Source organism: Aquabacterium lacunae (assembly GCF_004310865.1).
Classification (GTDB): Bacteria; Pseudomonadota; Gammaproteobacteria; order Burkholderiales; family Burkholderiaceae_C; genus Aquabacterium; species Aquabacterium lacunae.
On record NZ_SIXI01000001.1, the window covers coordinates 581,495 to 596,642 of the forward strand.

Consider the following 15,148-nt stretch of genomic DNA (forward strand, 5'->3'; position numbering starts at 1 on the left):
TCATGCCTGACGACAGCCCCGACACGCAGACATCGATCCGTGACGCCCTGCTCACGGGCGATGTGTCGGTGCAGGAGGTGGTGCGCCGCAGCCGCATCATGGTGGGCGCCCTGCTGGTGGCGCTGGCCATGCTGGCCACCGGCTTGCTGGCGTATGAGGCCAGCTGGCGCCAGGGCCTGGCGGCCTCGCGCTCGAACACCGAGCACAAGCTTGAGCTGTTCAACTCGGCCATGGAGGGCATGCTGAACCGGCTGGAAACGGTGCCCGCCACCATCCAGCTGAACCAGGAAGTGCTGGCCCTGCTGGCCGCCCCCCAGCCCAATGCCTCGACCGTGCCGGTCAATGCCTACCTGGCCAAGCTCAACGCCCAGCTGGGCAGCATGGCGGTGTATGTGCTGAACACCCGTGGCACGGTGGTGGGCACCAGCAACTACCGCGAAGCCGGCAGCTTCATGGGCGAAGACCTGTCGTTCCGGCCCTACTTCCTCACGGCCCTGGCCGGGCAGGTGGGGCGGCATTTCGCCATCGGCAACACGAGCCGCCAGCCGGGCTACTACCTGGCCAACCCCATCCGTCAGGAAGGCCGCATCGTGGGCGTGGCCGTCATCAAGATCTCGCTGCAACCCGTGCAGCAGCTGTGGGCCATGCTGGCCACGCCCGCCGTGATCGTCGATGAACACGACGTGATCATCCTGGCTTCCGAGCCCGACTGGCTGTACCAGCGACTGGCCGAAACCCCGATCGAAAAACGCATCGAGCTGCAGATCGCGCAGCTGTACAGCGAAAGCCGCCTGCGGCTGTTTCCCCTGGGCCCCGAGCTGGTCAACCCCAGCGAGGTCACCCGCCGGGACGGGCTGGTGCTGTCGAACCACGCCTTCCAGGAGCGCCTGGGCCGAACCCTGATGGCCGTGCCCCGCGACCTGCGCAAGATGGGCTGGCGCCTGTGGAGCCTGCACGAGGTCGACAGCGTGCGCAAGCAGGCCGTGATGGTGGCCATGCTGTCGGCCGTGGCCACCGGCTTCGTATGCCTGCTGTGGCTGGTGGTGCAGCAGCGCCAGCGCCTGGTGCGCCAGAAGCTGGCGGCCAAGCGCATGCTGGAAAAAGCCAACTCCGACCTGGAGTCGAAAGTGGCGCGCCGCACCAGCGCCCTGGCCAGCGCCAACGAGCGCCTGCGCAAGGAAGTGGCCGAACGCATCCAGGCCGAACACACGCTGCGCGAAGCGCAGGACGAGCTCATCCAAGCGGCCAAACTGGCGGCGGTGGGCCAGATGTCCACCGGCATCACGCATGAGCTGTCACAGCCCCTGGGCGCCATCCGCACGCTGGCCGGCAATTCCAGTGCCTTTCTGCAGCGCGGCGACCTGGCCACGGTGGGCAGCAACCTGGCGCTGATCACCCGCCTGACCGAGCAGATGGGCGAGATCGTGCAGTCACTCAAGGGCTTTGCGCGCAAGGCACCGGCCACCGCCAGCCGCATGGACCTCTCTCAGGCCGTGAACAATGCGCTGCTGCTGTTCGTGGCGCGCCTGCGCAGCGACCACGTGAGCTTGCACAACGACTGCCAGGACGAGGCCATCGAAGTGTGGGGCGAACCCAATCGGCTGGAACAGGTGCTGGTGAACCTGATCGGCAATGCGCTGGATGCCATGAAAGACCAGCCCCACCGCACACTGCACCTGCACACCGAGGTGGCCGACCCGAACCGCATCCGCCTGCTGATCGACGACAACGGCCCCGGCCTGCCCGCCCACGGGGCAGACCGGCTCTTCGAGCCCTTCTTCACCACAAAGCCCCGCGGTGAAGGGCTGGGCCTGGGCCTGTCGATCTCGCGCGACATCGTGCGCAGCTTCCAGGGGGAACTGCGGGCCGAGAACCTGCCTGAGGGCGGTGCGCGCTTCATCATCGATCTGCCCAGCCGTGCACCGGAGCCCGGTGAAACGGCCGATCCCCCCACGACCGAACATTCAGCCCCCGCTGCCAACCCGCTGCCATGACCGCGACCGTCCCTGCCCCCGAGCACCTGATCCTCATCGTCGAGGACGACCCGGCCCTGCGCCTGGGCTGCGTGCAGGCCATGCAGCTGGCCGGCCTGCCCGTGGAGGGCGTGGCCTCGGCCGAGCAGGCGCTCACGCGCATCATGCAAGGTGGCGTGGGCGTGGTCGTGACCGACATGCGTCTGCCCAAGGCCGACGGCCTGTCGCTGGTGCGCCTGTGCCAGCAGCATGACAAGGCCCTGCCCGTGATCATGATCACCGGCCATGGCGACATCAACCTGGCGGTCGATGCCATGCGCAGCGGCGCCTACGACTTCATCCCCAAGCCCTTTGCGCCCGAGCACCTGACCGAGGTGGTGCGCAAGGCCCTGGAAAAGCGCCTGCTGAGCCTGGAGGTGGGGCAGCTTCGCCGCCAGCTGGCCTTCCGCAACGGCATCGAAGGCAAGCTGATCGGCAAGTCGGCCGCCATGGCCGCCGTGCGCAAACTGATCATGGACGTGGCCGATTCGCCGGTCGATGTGCTGGTGCATGGCGAAACCGGCTGCGGCAAGGAGCTGGTGGCCCAGGCCCTGCACGACTGCTCGGGCCGGCGCGAGCAGCCCTTCGTGGCGCTGAACTGCGGCGGCATGCCCGACAACCTGCTCGACAGCGAGCTGTTCGGCCACGAGGCCGGTGCCTTCACGGGCGCGCAAAAACGCCGCATCGGCAAGATCGAGTTCGCCGCCGGCGGCACGCTGTTCCTCGACGAGCTGGAAACCATGCCCATGCCCATGCAGATCAAGCTGCTGCGCGTGCTGCAGGAACGCCAGCTGGAGCGCCTGGGCGCCAACCAGTCGGTGCCGGTGCACTGCCGTTTCGTGGCCGCCACCAAGGAGAACCTGCAGGACAAGGCCAGGGACGGCAGCTTCCGCACCGACCTGTACTACCGACTGAACGTGGTCAACATCGTGCTGCCGCCCCTGCGCGAGCGCCGCGAAGACATCCCCATGCTGATGACGCACTTCGGCCTGCTGGCGGCCGAACGCTTCCACCGGCCGCAGCCCGAGATCAGCGCCGAGCAGATGTCGCGCCTGATGCAGCACGACTGGCCGGGCAATGTGCGCGAGCTGCGCAACGTGGCCGACTGCCTGGTGCTGGGCGTGCCCAATGCCGTGCTGGGCGCCCCGTCGGGCTCGGCCAGCCCCGTGGCGGATGCGGGCGGCTTGCCCCTGGCCGAGGCGGTCGAGCGCTTCGAGCGCGAGCTGATCCAGGCCGAGCTGGAGCGCCAGGGCGGAAACGTGGCACGATGCGCGGAGGCCCTGAAAGTGGCCAAGACCACGCTGCACGACAAGATCAGGAAGCACGGCTTGCAGTCCTGATCCTTCAAGGAGACTCTGGCCCATGCGCATCCACCACCTCAACTGCGGCTCGATGTGCCCCCTGGGCCAGCGCCTGATCAACGGCGAAGGCCGCTGGCTGGGCAAGGCCAAGATGTGCTGCCACTGCCTGCTGATCGAGGGCCGCGATGGCCTGATCCTGGTGGACACCGGCATCGGCACGGCCGATGTGGCCCAGCCCTCGCGCATGGGCCTGGCCTTCAATGCGGTCGTGAACCCGCAATACCGCATGTCGGACACCGCCTTGTTCCAGATCCGCGAACTGGGGTTCGATCCGGCCGATGTGCGGCACGTCGTGCCCACCCACCTCGACCTGGACCATGCCGGCGGCCTGGGCGACTTCCCCAAGGCCCAGGTGCATGTGTTCCAACGCGAGCTGGACGCGGCCCTGTCGCGCCCCACCCTGCAGGAAAAGGGGCGCTATCTGCCGCACCAGTGGGCCCACGGGCCGGCCTGGGTGCGCCACGAGGTGGCGGGCGAGCGCTGGATGGGCTTCGAGGCCATGCGCGCCCTGCCCGGCACCGACGACGAGGTGCTGCTGGTGCCCCTGACGGGCCACACGCGGGGCCACTGCGGCATCGCCGTCAAGGGCGATTCAGGCTGGATGCTGCATTGCGGTGACGCCTACTTCTACCGTGGCGAAACCGACATGGACCCCACCTGCCCGCTGGGCCTGCGCATTTTCCAGAACCTGGTGCAGATGGACGGGGCCACCCGCATGGCCAACCAGCAGCGCCTGCGTGAGCTCAAGCGTGACCACGGGCACGAGGTCACGCTGTTCTGTGCGCACGACCCCGTGGAGTTCGACACACTCGCCACGGCTGCGGCGGTGTGAAGGTTCAGGCCACCACGCCCGCGTGCTCGGTCATGCGGGCCGACACCTCGCCCAGGTGATGCAGGGTGTCGCCCAGCGACAGCTCGATGCAGGTCAGGCGCTTGAAGTAGTGCGCGCCCACGTATTCGTCGGTCACGCCGATGCCACCGTGCAGCTGCGTGGCCTGTTGCCCCACAAAGCGCATCGATTGCCCCAGCTGCACCTTGGCCTGCGCGACCGCACGGCGGCGCTCGGCCGCAGGCGCCGTGAGCTTGAGCGTGGCGAAGTAGCTCATGGAGCGAGCCAGCTCCAGCTGCATCTTCATGTCGGCCGCGCGGTGCCGCAGGGCCTGGAAACTGCCGATGACCACGCCGAACTGCTTGCGCGTGTTCAGGTAGTCCACCGTCAGCGCCAGCAAGGCTTCCATGGCGCCCACACCTTCGGCACACAGGGCCGCGATGCCGATGTCGACCATGTGCTCCAGCGCGTCGATGCCCTCGGCCACGATCAACGTGGCAGGCGTGTGGTCGAAACGCAGCTCGGCCGCGCGTGACGCATCCTGCAGCGGGTACAGCGCCGTCTGCAGGCCCGCCGCGCCCTTCTCGACCAGGAACAAGGCAATGCCTTCGCGGCTGGCCACATCGCCACGCACGCGGGCCGGCACGATGTAGGCCTCGGCCACACCGTCATCACCGCCCACGGGCACCAGGTTCTTCACGCCGCTCAACAACCACTGACCACCTTGCTGCACGGCCGTGGTGGCCACCACGTTCAGGCGGTGGCGCGCGCCCTTTTCCTGCAGGGCCGGCAGCACACGTGCTGTGCCTTCGGCCACACGTGGCAACCAGGCCTGCTGCAAAGCGGCCGGCGCATGGTCACGCAGCAGGCCCGCGCCCATCAGGCTGGCCGCCGCATACGGTGAGGCCACCAGGCCGCGGCCCAGCTCTTCCATCACCACCATGGCCTCCACCGGGCCCATGTCCATGCCGTCGAAGTCGGCGGGCACGGCCAGGCCCAGCAGGCCCAGCCCCCCCAGGGCTTCCCAGGTGCTGCTGGGGTCGATGCCCTGTGCGCCACCGGCCTTGGCCAGCGCCCGACGGTGGTCGAAGGTGTGGTCCTTGTGCACCCAGCGGGCCACCATGTCGCGCAGTTGATCCTGGTCGGGCGTGAAATCGAAATCCATGTCGGCGTCCTTTGGCGAATGTGTCGCTTGAAACCTGAGGCCCTGTGCAGGCTCAGCCCAGCAGGGTCTGCGCCACGATGTTGCGCTGCACTTCGTTGGAACCACCGTAGATGGTGGTCTTGCGGTAGTTGAAGTAGTTCGAGGCCAGCGGCGCGCTGTCCACGCGGCCGCCCGGAAAACCACCCGCGTACTGGTCACCCTGCCAGCCGGCCTCCATGGCCTCCATCAGGAAAGGCAAGGCGGCCGGGCCTGCGGCCAGCATCATCAGTTCGGTGTAGCGCTGCTGGATCTCGCTGCCACGGATCTTGAGCAGGCCCGCCACATCCAGCGCCTTCTTGCCGCCCTGCTCGGCGCTCAACACGCGCAGCACCATCATCTCCAGCGCCACGATGTCGACTTCCAGCAGCGCGATCTGGTCGCGAAAGCGCACGTCGTCGTACACGCCTTCGGCCTGCGCGATGCGCTTGAGGCGCTCCAGCTCGCGCTTGGCGCGGTTCACGTCGGCAATGTTGGTGCGCTCGTGGGCCAGCAGGTACTTGGCGTAGGTCCAGCCCATGTTCTCCTGGCCCACCAGGTTCTCGACCGGCACTTCCACGTCGTCGAAGAAGACTTCGTTGACCTCGTGCTCGCCGTCGAGCGTGAGGATGGGCCGCACCTTCACGCCGGGCGACTTCATGTCGATCAGCAGGAAGGAGATGCCGGCCTGCGGCTTGCACTCGGTGTTGGTGCGCACCAGGCAGAAGATCCAGTCGCCATGCTGGCCCAGCGTGGTCCAGGTCTTCTGGCCATTGACGATGTAGACGTTGCCATGGCGCTCGGCGCGGGTCTTGACCGAGGCCAGGTCAGAGCCCGAACCCGGCTCGCTGTAGCCCTGGCTCCACCACACATCGCCGCTCATGATGCCGGGCAGGAAGCGCTCGTGCTGCTCGGGCGAACCGAAGGCCATGATGACGGGCGCCACCATCACCGGGCCGAAAGGCACGATGCGCGGGCTGCCGGCCATGGCGCACTCTTCTTCGAAGATGTGGCGCTGCACGGCATCCCAGCCGGGGCCGCCGAACTGGCGCGGCCAGCCGTAACCATGCCAGCCCTTGCGGCCCAGGATGCGCGCCCAGCGCTGCATGTCGTCCTTGCTCAGGCGCTGCGCCTTGTGCACCTTCTCGGAAATCTCGGCCGGCAGGTTCTCGCGCACCCAGGCGCGAATGTCCTGGCGAAAGGCTTCCTGCTCGGGGGTGAAGGTCAGGTCCATGTCGGTGTCTCCGTCGGTGTGTGCGTGGTCGGGTCTCGTGGCGACCCGGTGTCAGCTGAAGGCCTGGATGCCGGTCTGGGCGCGGCCCAGGATCAGGGCGTGGATGTCGTGGGTGCCTTCGTAGGTGTTGACCACCTCCAGGTTGACCACGTGGCGGATCACGCCGTATTCGTCGGAAATGCCGTTGCCGCCGTGCATGTCGCGGGCCACGCGGGCAATGTCCAGCGCCTTGCCGCAGTTGTTGCGCTTCATCAGCGAGGTGATCTCGGGGGCGGCCGTGCCTTCGTCTTTCATGCGGCCCAGGCGCAGCGAGCCTTGCAGGCCCAGGGCGATTTCGGTCTGCATGTCGGCCAGCTTTTTCTGGATCAGCTGGTTGGCGGCCAGCGGGCGGCCGAACTGGGTACGGTCGAGTGTGTACTGGCGCGCGGCGTGCCAGCAGAATTCGGCCGCGCCCATGGCACCCCACGAGATGCCGTAGCGGGCCGAGTTCAGGCAGGTGAAGGGGCCCTTGAGACCTTCCACATGGGGCAGCTCGTTCTCGGCCGGCACGAACACCTTGTCCATCACGATCTCGCCCGTGATGGAGGTGCGCAGGCCCACCTTGCCGTGGATGGCCGGCGCACTCAGGCCCGCCATGCCCTTTTCCAGGATGTAGCCACGGATCTTGCCCGCATCGTTCTTGGCCCACACCACGAACACATCGGCCACGGGCGAATTGGTGATCCACATCTTGGCGCCGGTCAGCTCGAAGCCCCCAGGCACGCTGCGCGCGCGGGTCACCATGCTGCCGGGGTCAGAGCCATGGTTGGGCTCGGTCAGGCCGAAGCAGCCGATCCATTCGCCACGCGCCAGCCTGGGCAGGTACTTCTGCTTCTGCGCCTCAGAGCCGAACTCGTTGATGGGCACCATCACCAGCGACGACTGCACGCTCATCATCGAGCGAAAGCCAGAGTCCACACGTTCGACCTCGCGGGCCACCAGACCGTAGCTCACGTAGTTCAGGCCCGCACCGCCGTACTCGGTGGGGATGGTCACGCCCAGCAGGCCCAGCTCGCCCATCTCCTGGAAGATGGCCAGGTCGGTGGTTTCGTGGCGGAAGGAATCGCGCACGCGCGGCATGAGGCGGCCTTCGCAGTAGGCGCGGGCCGCATCCATCACCTGGCGTTCGTCGTCAGACAGCTGCGAGTGCAGCATGAAGGGGTCTTCCCACTGGAAGGAGGCTTTGGCAGCAGACATGGGGGTGTCCTGTGAAGGCGACGGGAAAAAGAAAAAACTCAGCAGCGCTCGATGACCAGGGCCAGGCCTTGGCCCACCCCGATGCACAGGCTGACCACGGCGTAGCGGCCCTGGCGGCGCTGCAGCTCGCGCGCCACCGTGAGCAGCAGGCGTGCACCGGAAGCACCCAGCGGGTGACCCACGGCGATGGCGCCGCCGTTGGGGTTGACGCGCGGGTCATCGAAGGCCACGCCCAGCTGCTTGAGGCAGCCCAGCACCTGGCTGGCAAAGGCTTCGTTGATCTCGATGATGTCGAGCTGGTCGAGCGTGAGGCCCGCACGGGCCGTGGCCTTGCGAATGGCCTCGACCGGGCCCAGGCCCATGACGCGTGGGGCCACACCGGAAGCGGCAGCCGCCAGCAAGCGGGCCATGGGCTGGGCCCCGGCCTGCTCACCCACCGCGCGGTTGCCGAGCAGCAAGGCCGCAGCGCCATCGTTGATGCCCGAGGCATTGCCCGCCGTGACCACGCCGCCTTCGAACAGCGGGCGCAGCTTGGCCAGGGCCTCCAGGCTCACGTCAGGGCGCGGGTGTTCGTCGGTGGCCACCACCACGGGCGGCGTCTTGCGGCCGGTGGGCACGGCGATGGGGTGGATCTCGCCTGCGAAAAAGCCGTCGGCCTGGGCGCGACCGAATTTGTGCTGCGAGGCGAGCGCGAAGGTGTCGGCCTGCTCGCGGGTGATGCCGAGGTCATGCGCCACGTTGTCACCCGTTTCAGGCATGGTGTGCGCGCCGTAGGGCCCGGTGATGCGGGGGTTGGGGAAGCGCGAGCCGATGGTGGTGTCGAACACCTGGATGTCGCGGCTGAAGGCCGATTCGGCCTTGGCCATGACGAAGGGCGCGCGGCTCATGCTTTCCACGCCACCGGCCAGGTACAGGGCCCCTTCGCCGCAGGTCACGGCCCGGGCCGCGTCGATGGCGGCGGCCAGGCCGCTGGCGCACAGGCGGTTCACCGTCTGCCCGGGCACGCTCACGGGAAAGCCCGCCAGCAAGGCCGCGTTGCGGGCCACGTTGCGAGAGTCTTCACCGGCCTGGTTGGTCGAACCCAGGATCACGTCTTCGATCTGGTCAAGGCGGAAGGGGCTGCGGGCCAGCAAGGCCTGCATGACGTCGGCCACCAGGTCATCGGGCCGCACAGCCGACAAGGCCCCAGCATGGCGCCCGATGGGCGAACGCAGGCCGTCGTAGAGGTAAGCGTCGAGCACGTGGATCTCCGTTTGAAGTTCTGCAAAGCAGAACAATGAAACACCCCCCAGCGCGACGCAGTCTAGCAGCGCTGCTGAGCATGATCAACCAGAGATCGCCCTCAGCCCCTCCCGCAATCCGCAGACAAATCAGGCTTAACTGTTCTGCAAAAACAAAAACAGTTCTGCAAAGCAGAACATGGATCAGAATCGACGGATCAGGGTCAACTGATCGGCGGCCTTCTGCATCTGGAACCGGTTGAGGAAACTGTTGCCCAGCAGGATCTCGGACATGTTGCTGGGCATCACGGTGGCGTCCACGTTGAAGACTTCCACGTCCTGAATGCGTACACGGTCGAGCTTGACCCGGTAGGTGTGAACCGAGCCATTGGCCGTATGGGCCATGCCCCGCTGGCCTTTCTCGTAGTCGATGCCCAATCGCCTCGCCTCTGCTGCCCCCATGGCCACCGAGGTGGCACCCGTGTCCACCATGAAGCGAACCGCTTTGCCATTGATGCTGCCTGCGGTGGTGAAATGCCCGCCGCTGCCTGAGGTAAGCACAATCCGCTCTCCGCGTGCACCGCCTTGCCCGGGCTGATCACCGAGGCTCACGGGGGCTCCGCCCAGCCTGATCGTCTGGCGCTGCCCCGCCACCTCGACCACCGCCGAATCACCGGCCACGCTCAGCACCTTGACACCCTGGTGACTGTCGCCGGCAGCCAGGGCCTTGGGCGCGCTGCCAGCGATCACCAACAAGGCCTTGTTGCCCATCGCACCGGTCATGGCCACGCTGTGTGCGCCCCCAGCACCCTGGCCGTGCGTCAGGTCAGCCGAGCCGATCAGGCCAACGAGCAAGGCCCAGACCGCCAGTCGCCCAAGCACCATCGTCATCCCTGTCTGTTGTGTGTGCGTCATCGTGTGAAAACGCCCGGCAAGCCGGGCGTTCAGTGGGGTCAGTCGCGGTAGTTGCCGAAGTCGAAGGGGTAATCGAGCTCCTTGCGGATCACGCCTTGCGCGGCCTGCAGGTCGTCGCGCTTGTTGCCCGTGATGCGCACTTCCTCGCCCTGGATGCTGGCGTTGACCTTCATCTTGCTGTCCTTGATGACCTTGACCACCTTCTTGGCCAGCTCTGCGTCGATGCCGGCCTTGATCTTGACCACCTGCTTGACCTTGTCGCCACCGATTTTCTCGATCTTGCCCAGGTCCAGGAAGCGGATGTCCACCTTCTGCTTGGTCAGCTTGCTGTAGAGCACATCGCGCACCTGCTCGACCTGGAAGTCGCTGTCGGCAAAGATCACGACCTCTTTTTCCTTCTTCTTGAACTCAACCGCGGCACTGGTGCCTTTGAAATCGAAGCGGGTGCCGATTTCCTTCGCGCTGGTGTCCACGGCATTGCCGACGGCCTCCAGGTTGGGGTCGAGCTTCACGTCAAAACTGGGCATGGAATCAATTCTCCTTTGGGGTCTGCGAAAATTCTGCCATGCACTCGCCCCTGGCCGTCGAAAACGGCACCAACCTCAAGCCTTACAACACGTTCGGACTGCCCTGCGTGGCCCGCACCCTGGTGCGCATCACGTCGGAAGCCGACGTGCGCCGCCTGCTGGGTGACCCCGAGCTGGGCCGCGCCCCGAAATTCATCCTGGGCGGCGGCAGCAACCTGGTGCTCACCCGCGACCTCGATGCCTGCGTGCTCAAGCTGGAGGTGAAAGGCCGCGCCCTGGTCGAAACCCGCGACGATTGCCACATCGTGGAAGTGGGCGCCGGCGAGAACTGGCACGACACCGTGCAGTGGTGCCTGGCACAAGGCCTGCCCGGCCTGGAAAACATGGCTCTGATCCCGGGCACGGTGGGTGCAGCCCCTGTGCAGAACATCGGGGCCTACGGCATCGAGCTGAAAGACCGCTTCGAATCGCTCGACGCGGTCGACCTGGTCACGGGCCGCACCATCACCCTGACCGCCGAGCAATGCCGCTTCGGTTACCGCGACAGCGTGTTCAAGCAGCACCTGGCCGGCAAAAGCATCATCACGCGTGTGCGCCTGCGCCTGCCCAGGCCGTGGCAGCCGGTGCTGGGTTACCTGGAGCTGGAGCGCAAGGTGCAGGAAACCGGCATCACCGAGCCCAGCGCCCAGCAGATCTTCGACTGGGTGTGCGCCGTGCGCCGCGCCAAGCTGCCCGATCCGGCCGTGGTGGGCAATGTCGGCAGCTTCTTCAAGAACCCGGTGGTCACGCCCGAGCAATGCCGCGACATCATCGCGCGCGACCCGCACATCGTGCACTACCCCATGGAGGACGGCAGCTTCAAGCTGGCCGCCGGCTGGATGATCGACGCGTGCGGCTGGAAGGGCAAGTCCATCGGTCGCGCCGGGGTGTATGAAAAGCAGGCCCTGGTGCTGGTCAACCGCGGCGGAGCCAGTGGCGCCGAGGTGGTCACCCTCGCGCGTGCGATTCAGGAGAGCGTGTACGGACGCTTCGGCATCCGGCTGGAGCCTGAGCCCGTGGTGGTGTGATCCCCCCTTGGAGGGGGGTGTGGCGCGAACAACTTGCATCAAGATGCCGGGATTCATTCCAAGGGAGTCCCGCCATGCCAGACATGTCCATCCGCTTCGCCGCTGCCGCTCTGCTCGCCGGCATCGCGCTGCATTGCGCCGCTGAACCCAGTTCGGTGGGTGAGCGCAAGATCGCCGTGCCACGGTGCGACAAACCCGTCGCCAAGGTGATGATCGGCGAGATCAAGTGCAAATCGGTGGACTGTGGTTCGAACGCCGGAGGTGAAGACCCTCGCCGTTACAAGTGGTGGGAAAGCATCGGCACAGGCAATACCGTGAACCAACCCAGCTACACCGGTGTGGGCACGGGCATGACGGAAATGCTGGCCACTGCACTGTCACAGACGGGCTGCTTCGAAATCATGGAGCGTGCCGCTCTGGAAGAACTGAACAAGGAACTGGCGCTGGTCGGGCGCAAGGTGGAGGCCGAGGCTGCAGATTACATGGTGACCGGGTCCATCACGTCGCTGGGCTTCGAACAAAGCTCCACAGGGTTGGGCGGCCTGGGGTTTCTGCCCAAGCCCATCGCGCTGCTGGCCGGCAGCGTGGACTTCAAAAAGTCCAAAGTCTGGATGAACATGGATCTCCGACTCGTTGATGTGAACAAAGCCAAACTCATGGGCTCCAGAACATTTGAAGCCAACAACCAGCGAAACGGTTTCGGTGTTTCCGCCGCAGGCTGGGCTGGCGTGGGTTTTGGCGGCAGCCATGCGGCCATCAGCGGATCTCCTCTCGAGGAGGTCGCACGAGATCTTCTGGTTCGCTCGACAGCGTTCGTGACCGACACGCTGGCCAAAAAGAACGTGGTGGAGCGCATCGAATTCGCCTCCAACGGCAAAGAATGACCACAGGCTCCGTTCAGGGCGTGAGCTCATTCAAGGGCAGGTCAGCGGAAGTGAGCACCCACCTGTCACGCCCCTGACGCTTGGCGCGGTACAAGGCATCGTCAGCCATCGAGATCAACCGGTCCACCGATGCGCCTGGTTGGTCGGGAGCCATCAGACACAAACCCTGGCTGATGGAAACCCGAGCGCCACTGGGCGAAGCCTCGTGCCGAAGGCTCAGCCCCGAGACCGCCTGCTGCAGGCTGTCGGCCAGCCGGCACGCCGAAGCCTCGGTGGCCCAGGGCAGCATCACGATGAATTCTTCGCCCCCCCACCGGGCCAGCACTGCACCACCGCCACTGACCGCGCTGGCCATCGCCTGGGCGATCAGTTTCAGGCATTGATCACCGGCCGGGTGTCCATGGCGATCGTTGTAGGCCTTGAAATGGTCGACGTCGATCAGGCACAAGGCCACGGGCTGCCGCGTATGGCGATGCTCAGCCCAGGCCTGTGCCAGATGCGCCTCGAAGTCGCGTCGGTTGGGCAAGCCAGTCAGGCCATCCAGGCGAGACAGGCGGGCATAAGCGCGCCTTGAAGCCTCCAGCGCATCGCGCAGGGTCTGTGCCCGATCAGAGCCTGCAAACCGACGCCGCTCTTCCAGCTCCAGCCGGTAGTTCATCACCAGTGTGTAGGCCGTGATCAGCAGCACCAGCATGACCAGCGAAAGCTCCATCTGCCAGCCAAACGACCCCGGAGGTCGGCCAGCGTAGACCACTCGCCCGACCAACATGCCACAGGTAAAGCCCGAGAAAACGGCGGCATATTGAAAGGGAAATCGCTGCACAAGGTTACCGTAGATCACGATGGGCATCAGGCCCGCATAGTAGGTCGTGGCCAACGGGCTTTGCGAGTGCGCCACGATCACCAGCAGACTCACTCCTGCACCGATGCCTGTCAGCATCACGATCGTGTCAATCAACCACCCCGGCAGGGCCAGCACGTCCTTCTTGAACGCAGTGGTCCCCACCAGCAACAACAGTGCGGGCGGCGTGAAGTAAAGCAGGCGGATACGCCAGCCAAGCTCCACGGCATCGGGTACGAGGATGGTATCGACAGCCAGGAAGACGTTGTAGATGACCAGTGCGACCGCGCCACTGACCAGGTGGTGGTTGAGACGGGCCTCCTTGCGCGAATCGGCAAACCGAGCCTCCATCGTCGGGTCCGTGAACTTCAAGGCCGGAGGGCGCCAGCCCATCAAAGCGCGCAAGGCCTGCACCATAGACCAAGCGTTCATGAAACCGCTCCAAGCGCGCCGGAGGGCGCGATGCCTTGGTCGGCAACCGGTGTCGAAGGCAGCGCGTCAGCTTGCACCACACGGTTGCGCCCGAGTTCCTTGGCTGCATACAGGGCTGCATCGGCTCGGGCCAGCAAGCTGCCCGCGTCGAGGCCATCGCGGCCGTGGGTAGAGGCCAGCCCCACACTGATGCTCACGATGTCCGAGGTGAGCGAGCGGGCATGTGGCAAGGCCAGCGACGCCACTGCGCGGCGCAGGCGTTCTGCAGCGGCCAGGGCATCAGCCCCCTCCATTTCGGGCAGCACCACAGCGAATTCTTCTCCGCCCAGCCTGGCCACCATGTCGAGTGGCCGCCTGAGGCAGTCGTTCATGGCACGACACACCTGGCGCAGACACTCGTCACCCGCCTGATGCCCATAGTGGTCGTTGTACTTCTTGAAGTGGTCGATGTCGACCATGACCAGGGTGAGCGGCTGGACTTGCTGGCGCGCACGTTCGGTCGAGTCGTGCAGGTACTGCTCGAAACTGCGCCGGTTGGCGGCCCCGGTGAGCGCGTCTGTGGTGGCCAGCCCTGCCATGCGGTCATGCTCTTGCTCGAGGGCATGGTCCAGGGCCCGCTCACGCAGGCCCAGCAGGAACGCCATGCGCTCGTCGCGCTCGAGCTTGTAGCTGGCGTACAGCGTGAAAATCAGGGTGGCGCAAAGCAGCAGTGTGATGGGCGTGGCCATCACCCCCGTGGGATCAGGCACGGTGGACATCAAGGCCAGGTGAACCCCCATGGCACCTGCAGCCATCAGGCACGCCGGGAAGAACCGGGCCAAAGCACACGTGAAGATCACCACCAGGTTGACCTCGACGGTGCGAATGAAGGCCATGTGGCCGCTGTCCAGCCAGATCAGGAGACCGCTGAGTGCCAGGGCATACAGGCCGGCCAAAGCCACCCCCCACTCGATGAACCAGTGCACCGGCCACCGATGGAGCAACCAGATGCCAGGCAGCAGGGCCACGGGGAACGCCACCAGTCTGACGAACATACCCTCCAGGAACACTGAAGGGGTCATGAGCCAGTCGACAAGCATCACCCCAGCGAACAGGATGATGGAAGCCAAACCCACCAGAGTGACCACGGTGAGTCGCCTCAACAAGCCATCTTGATGGTACCAACCCTCCAGAGGACGAGGGAAGTGCAACCACCATGAGGGCCTTGCCAGGCAGTCTTCGATCAACCCAAGCTTCTCGAGCACCTGATCAGGTGACGCGGCAGCACATGGTGACGGCACAACAGGCAAAGCAACGGACTCCTCGTTGAAGTGCTCAGGATGACACAAGCGCCCGCCACGGTGTGCGCTTAACGCTGAGAAACATCAACAGCCCGATAACTTTCCCACAAACGGAGCCGTCTGCCATCGA

The 15,148-nt window shown here is 65.9% G+C and carries 13 protein-coding genes; 5 read left to right on the forward strand and 8 right to left on the reverse strand.

All coding sequences use genetic code 11. The features are described from left to right. Window positions 1-2 precede the first annotated feature (2 nt). From EYS42_RS02555 to EYS42_RS02565, 3 genes are read left to right on the forward strand one after another with little or no spacing between them, the layout of a single operon-like run. On the forward strand, window positions 3-1,994 hold the full coding sequence (locus EYS42_RS02555) for a sensor histidine kinase (protein ID WP_130966271.1): 1,992 nt from the start codon (window positions 3-5) through the stop codon (window positions 1,992-1,994). Continuing rightward, window positions 1,991-3,352 carry a sigma-54-dependent transcriptional regulator gene (locus EYS42_RS02560; RefSeq protein WP_130966272.1) on the forward strand — a complete coding sequence of 454 codons (1,362 nt, stop codon included), beginning with the start codon at window positions 1,991-1,993 and terminating at the stop codon, window positions 3,350-3,352. The genes EYS42_RS02555 and EYS42_RS02560 overlap by 4 nt, the downstream gene beginning before the upstream one ends. 22 nt (window positions 3,353-3,374) lie before the next feature. Beyond that, entirely contained in the window at window positions 3,375-4,205 is an 831-nt protein-coding gene (locus EYS42_RS02565) for an MBL fold metallo-hydrolase (protein ID WP_130966273.1), read from the forward strand. Window positions 4,206-4,209: 4 nt separating this feature from the next. Here the strand turns inward: EYS42_RS02565 and EYS42_RS02570 are convergent, their stop codons facing one another. The 6 genes from EYS42_RS02570 to EYS42_RS02595 form a co-directional block, all read right to left on the reverse strand. After that, window positions 4,210-5,367, reverse strand: a complete 1,158-nt coding sequence (locus EYS42_RS02570) for an acyl-CoA dehydrogenase family protein (RefSeq protein ID WP_130966274.1) — start codon at window positions 5,365-5,367, stop codon at window positions 4,210-4,212. Between the two features lie 52 nt (window positions 5,368-5,419). Beyond that, window positions 5,420-6,616: an acyl-CoA dehydrogenase family protein gene (locus tag EYS42_RS02575; RefSeq protein ID WP_130966275.1), complete on the reverse strand. Its 1,197-nt coding sequence runs from the start codon at window positions 6,614-6,616 to the stop codon at window positions 5,420-5,422. Window positions 6,617-6,667: 51 nt separating this feature from the next. Next, on the reverse strand, window positions 6,668-7,852 hold the full coding sequence (locus EYS42_RS02580; protein ID WP_130966276.1) for an acyl-CoA dehydrogenase: 1,185 nt from the start codon (window positions 7,850-7,852) through the stop codon (window positions 6,668-6,670). A gap of 38 nt (window positions 7,853-7,890) precedes the next feature. Then, complete coding sequence (locus EYS42_RS02585; protein WP_130966277.1) at window positions 7,891-9,093, reverse strand: 3-oxoadipyl-CoA thiolase; 1,203 nt, start codon at window positions 9,091-9,093, stop codon at window positions 7,891-7,893. Window positions 9,094-9,276: 183 nt separating this feature from the next. Further along, window positions 9,277-9,963 carry a retropepsin-like aspartic protease family protein gene (locus tag EYS42_RS02590; protein WP_342635509.1) on the reverse strand — a complete coding sequence of 229 codons (687 nt, stop codon included), beginning with the start codon at window positions 9,961-9,963 and terminating at the stop codon, window positions 9,277-9,279. Window positions 9,964-10,025: 62 nt separating this feature from the next. Continuing rightward, window positions 10,026-10,514: a YajQ family cyclic di-GMP-binding protein gene (locus tag EYS42_RS02595; RefSeq protein ID WP_130966278.1), complete on the reverse strand. Its 489-nt coding sequence runs from the start codon at window positions 10,512-10,514 to the stop codon at window positions 10,026-10,028. Window positions 10,515-10,564: 50 nt separating this feature from the next. Here EYS42_RS02595 and murB point away from each other — a divergent pair, with 50 nt between their 5' ends. Both murB and EYS42_RS02605 read left to right on the forward strand, forming a co-directional pair. Further along, the gene (gene murB / locus EYS42_RS02600; protein ID WP_425358861.1) at window positions 10,565-11,581 is read left to right on the forward strand and encodes a UDP-N-acetylmuramate dehydrogenase; all 1,017 of its coding nucleotides are present in this window, start codon (window positions 10,565-10,567) and stop codon (window positions 11,579-11,581) included. A 74-nt stretch (window positions 11,582-11,655) separates the two neighbouring features. Then, window positions 11,656-12,465 (forward strand): CsgG/HfaB family protein, encoded by an 810-nt coding sequence (locus EYS42_RS02605; RefSeq protein ID WP_245503471.1) that lies wholly within the window; start codon window positions 11,656-11,658, stop codon window positions 12,463-12,465. A gap of 13 nt (window positions 12,466-12,478) precedes the next feature. On the opposite strand, the gene EYS42_RS02610 is transcribed toward EYS42_RS02605, so the two are convergent. Together EYS42_RS02610 and EYS42_RS02615 are read right to left on the reverse strand one after the other, a co-directional pair. Next, window positions 12,479-13,738 carry a GGDEF domain-containing protein gene (locus EYS42_RS02610; protein ID WP_130966280.1) on the reverse strand — a complete coding sequence of 420 codons (1,260 nt, stop codon included), beginning with the start codon at window positions 13,736-13,738 and terminating at the stop codon, window positions 12,479-12,481. Then, complete coding sequence (locus EYS42_RS02615; protein WP_165456610.1) at window positions 13,735-14,772, reverse strand: GGDEF domain-containing protein; 1,038 nt, start codon at window positions 14,770-14,772, stop codon at window positions 13,735-13,737. The genes EYS42_RS02610 and EYS42_RS02615 overlap by 4 nt, the downstream gene beginning before the upstream one ends. Window positions 14,773-15,148 lie beyond the last annotated feature (376 nt).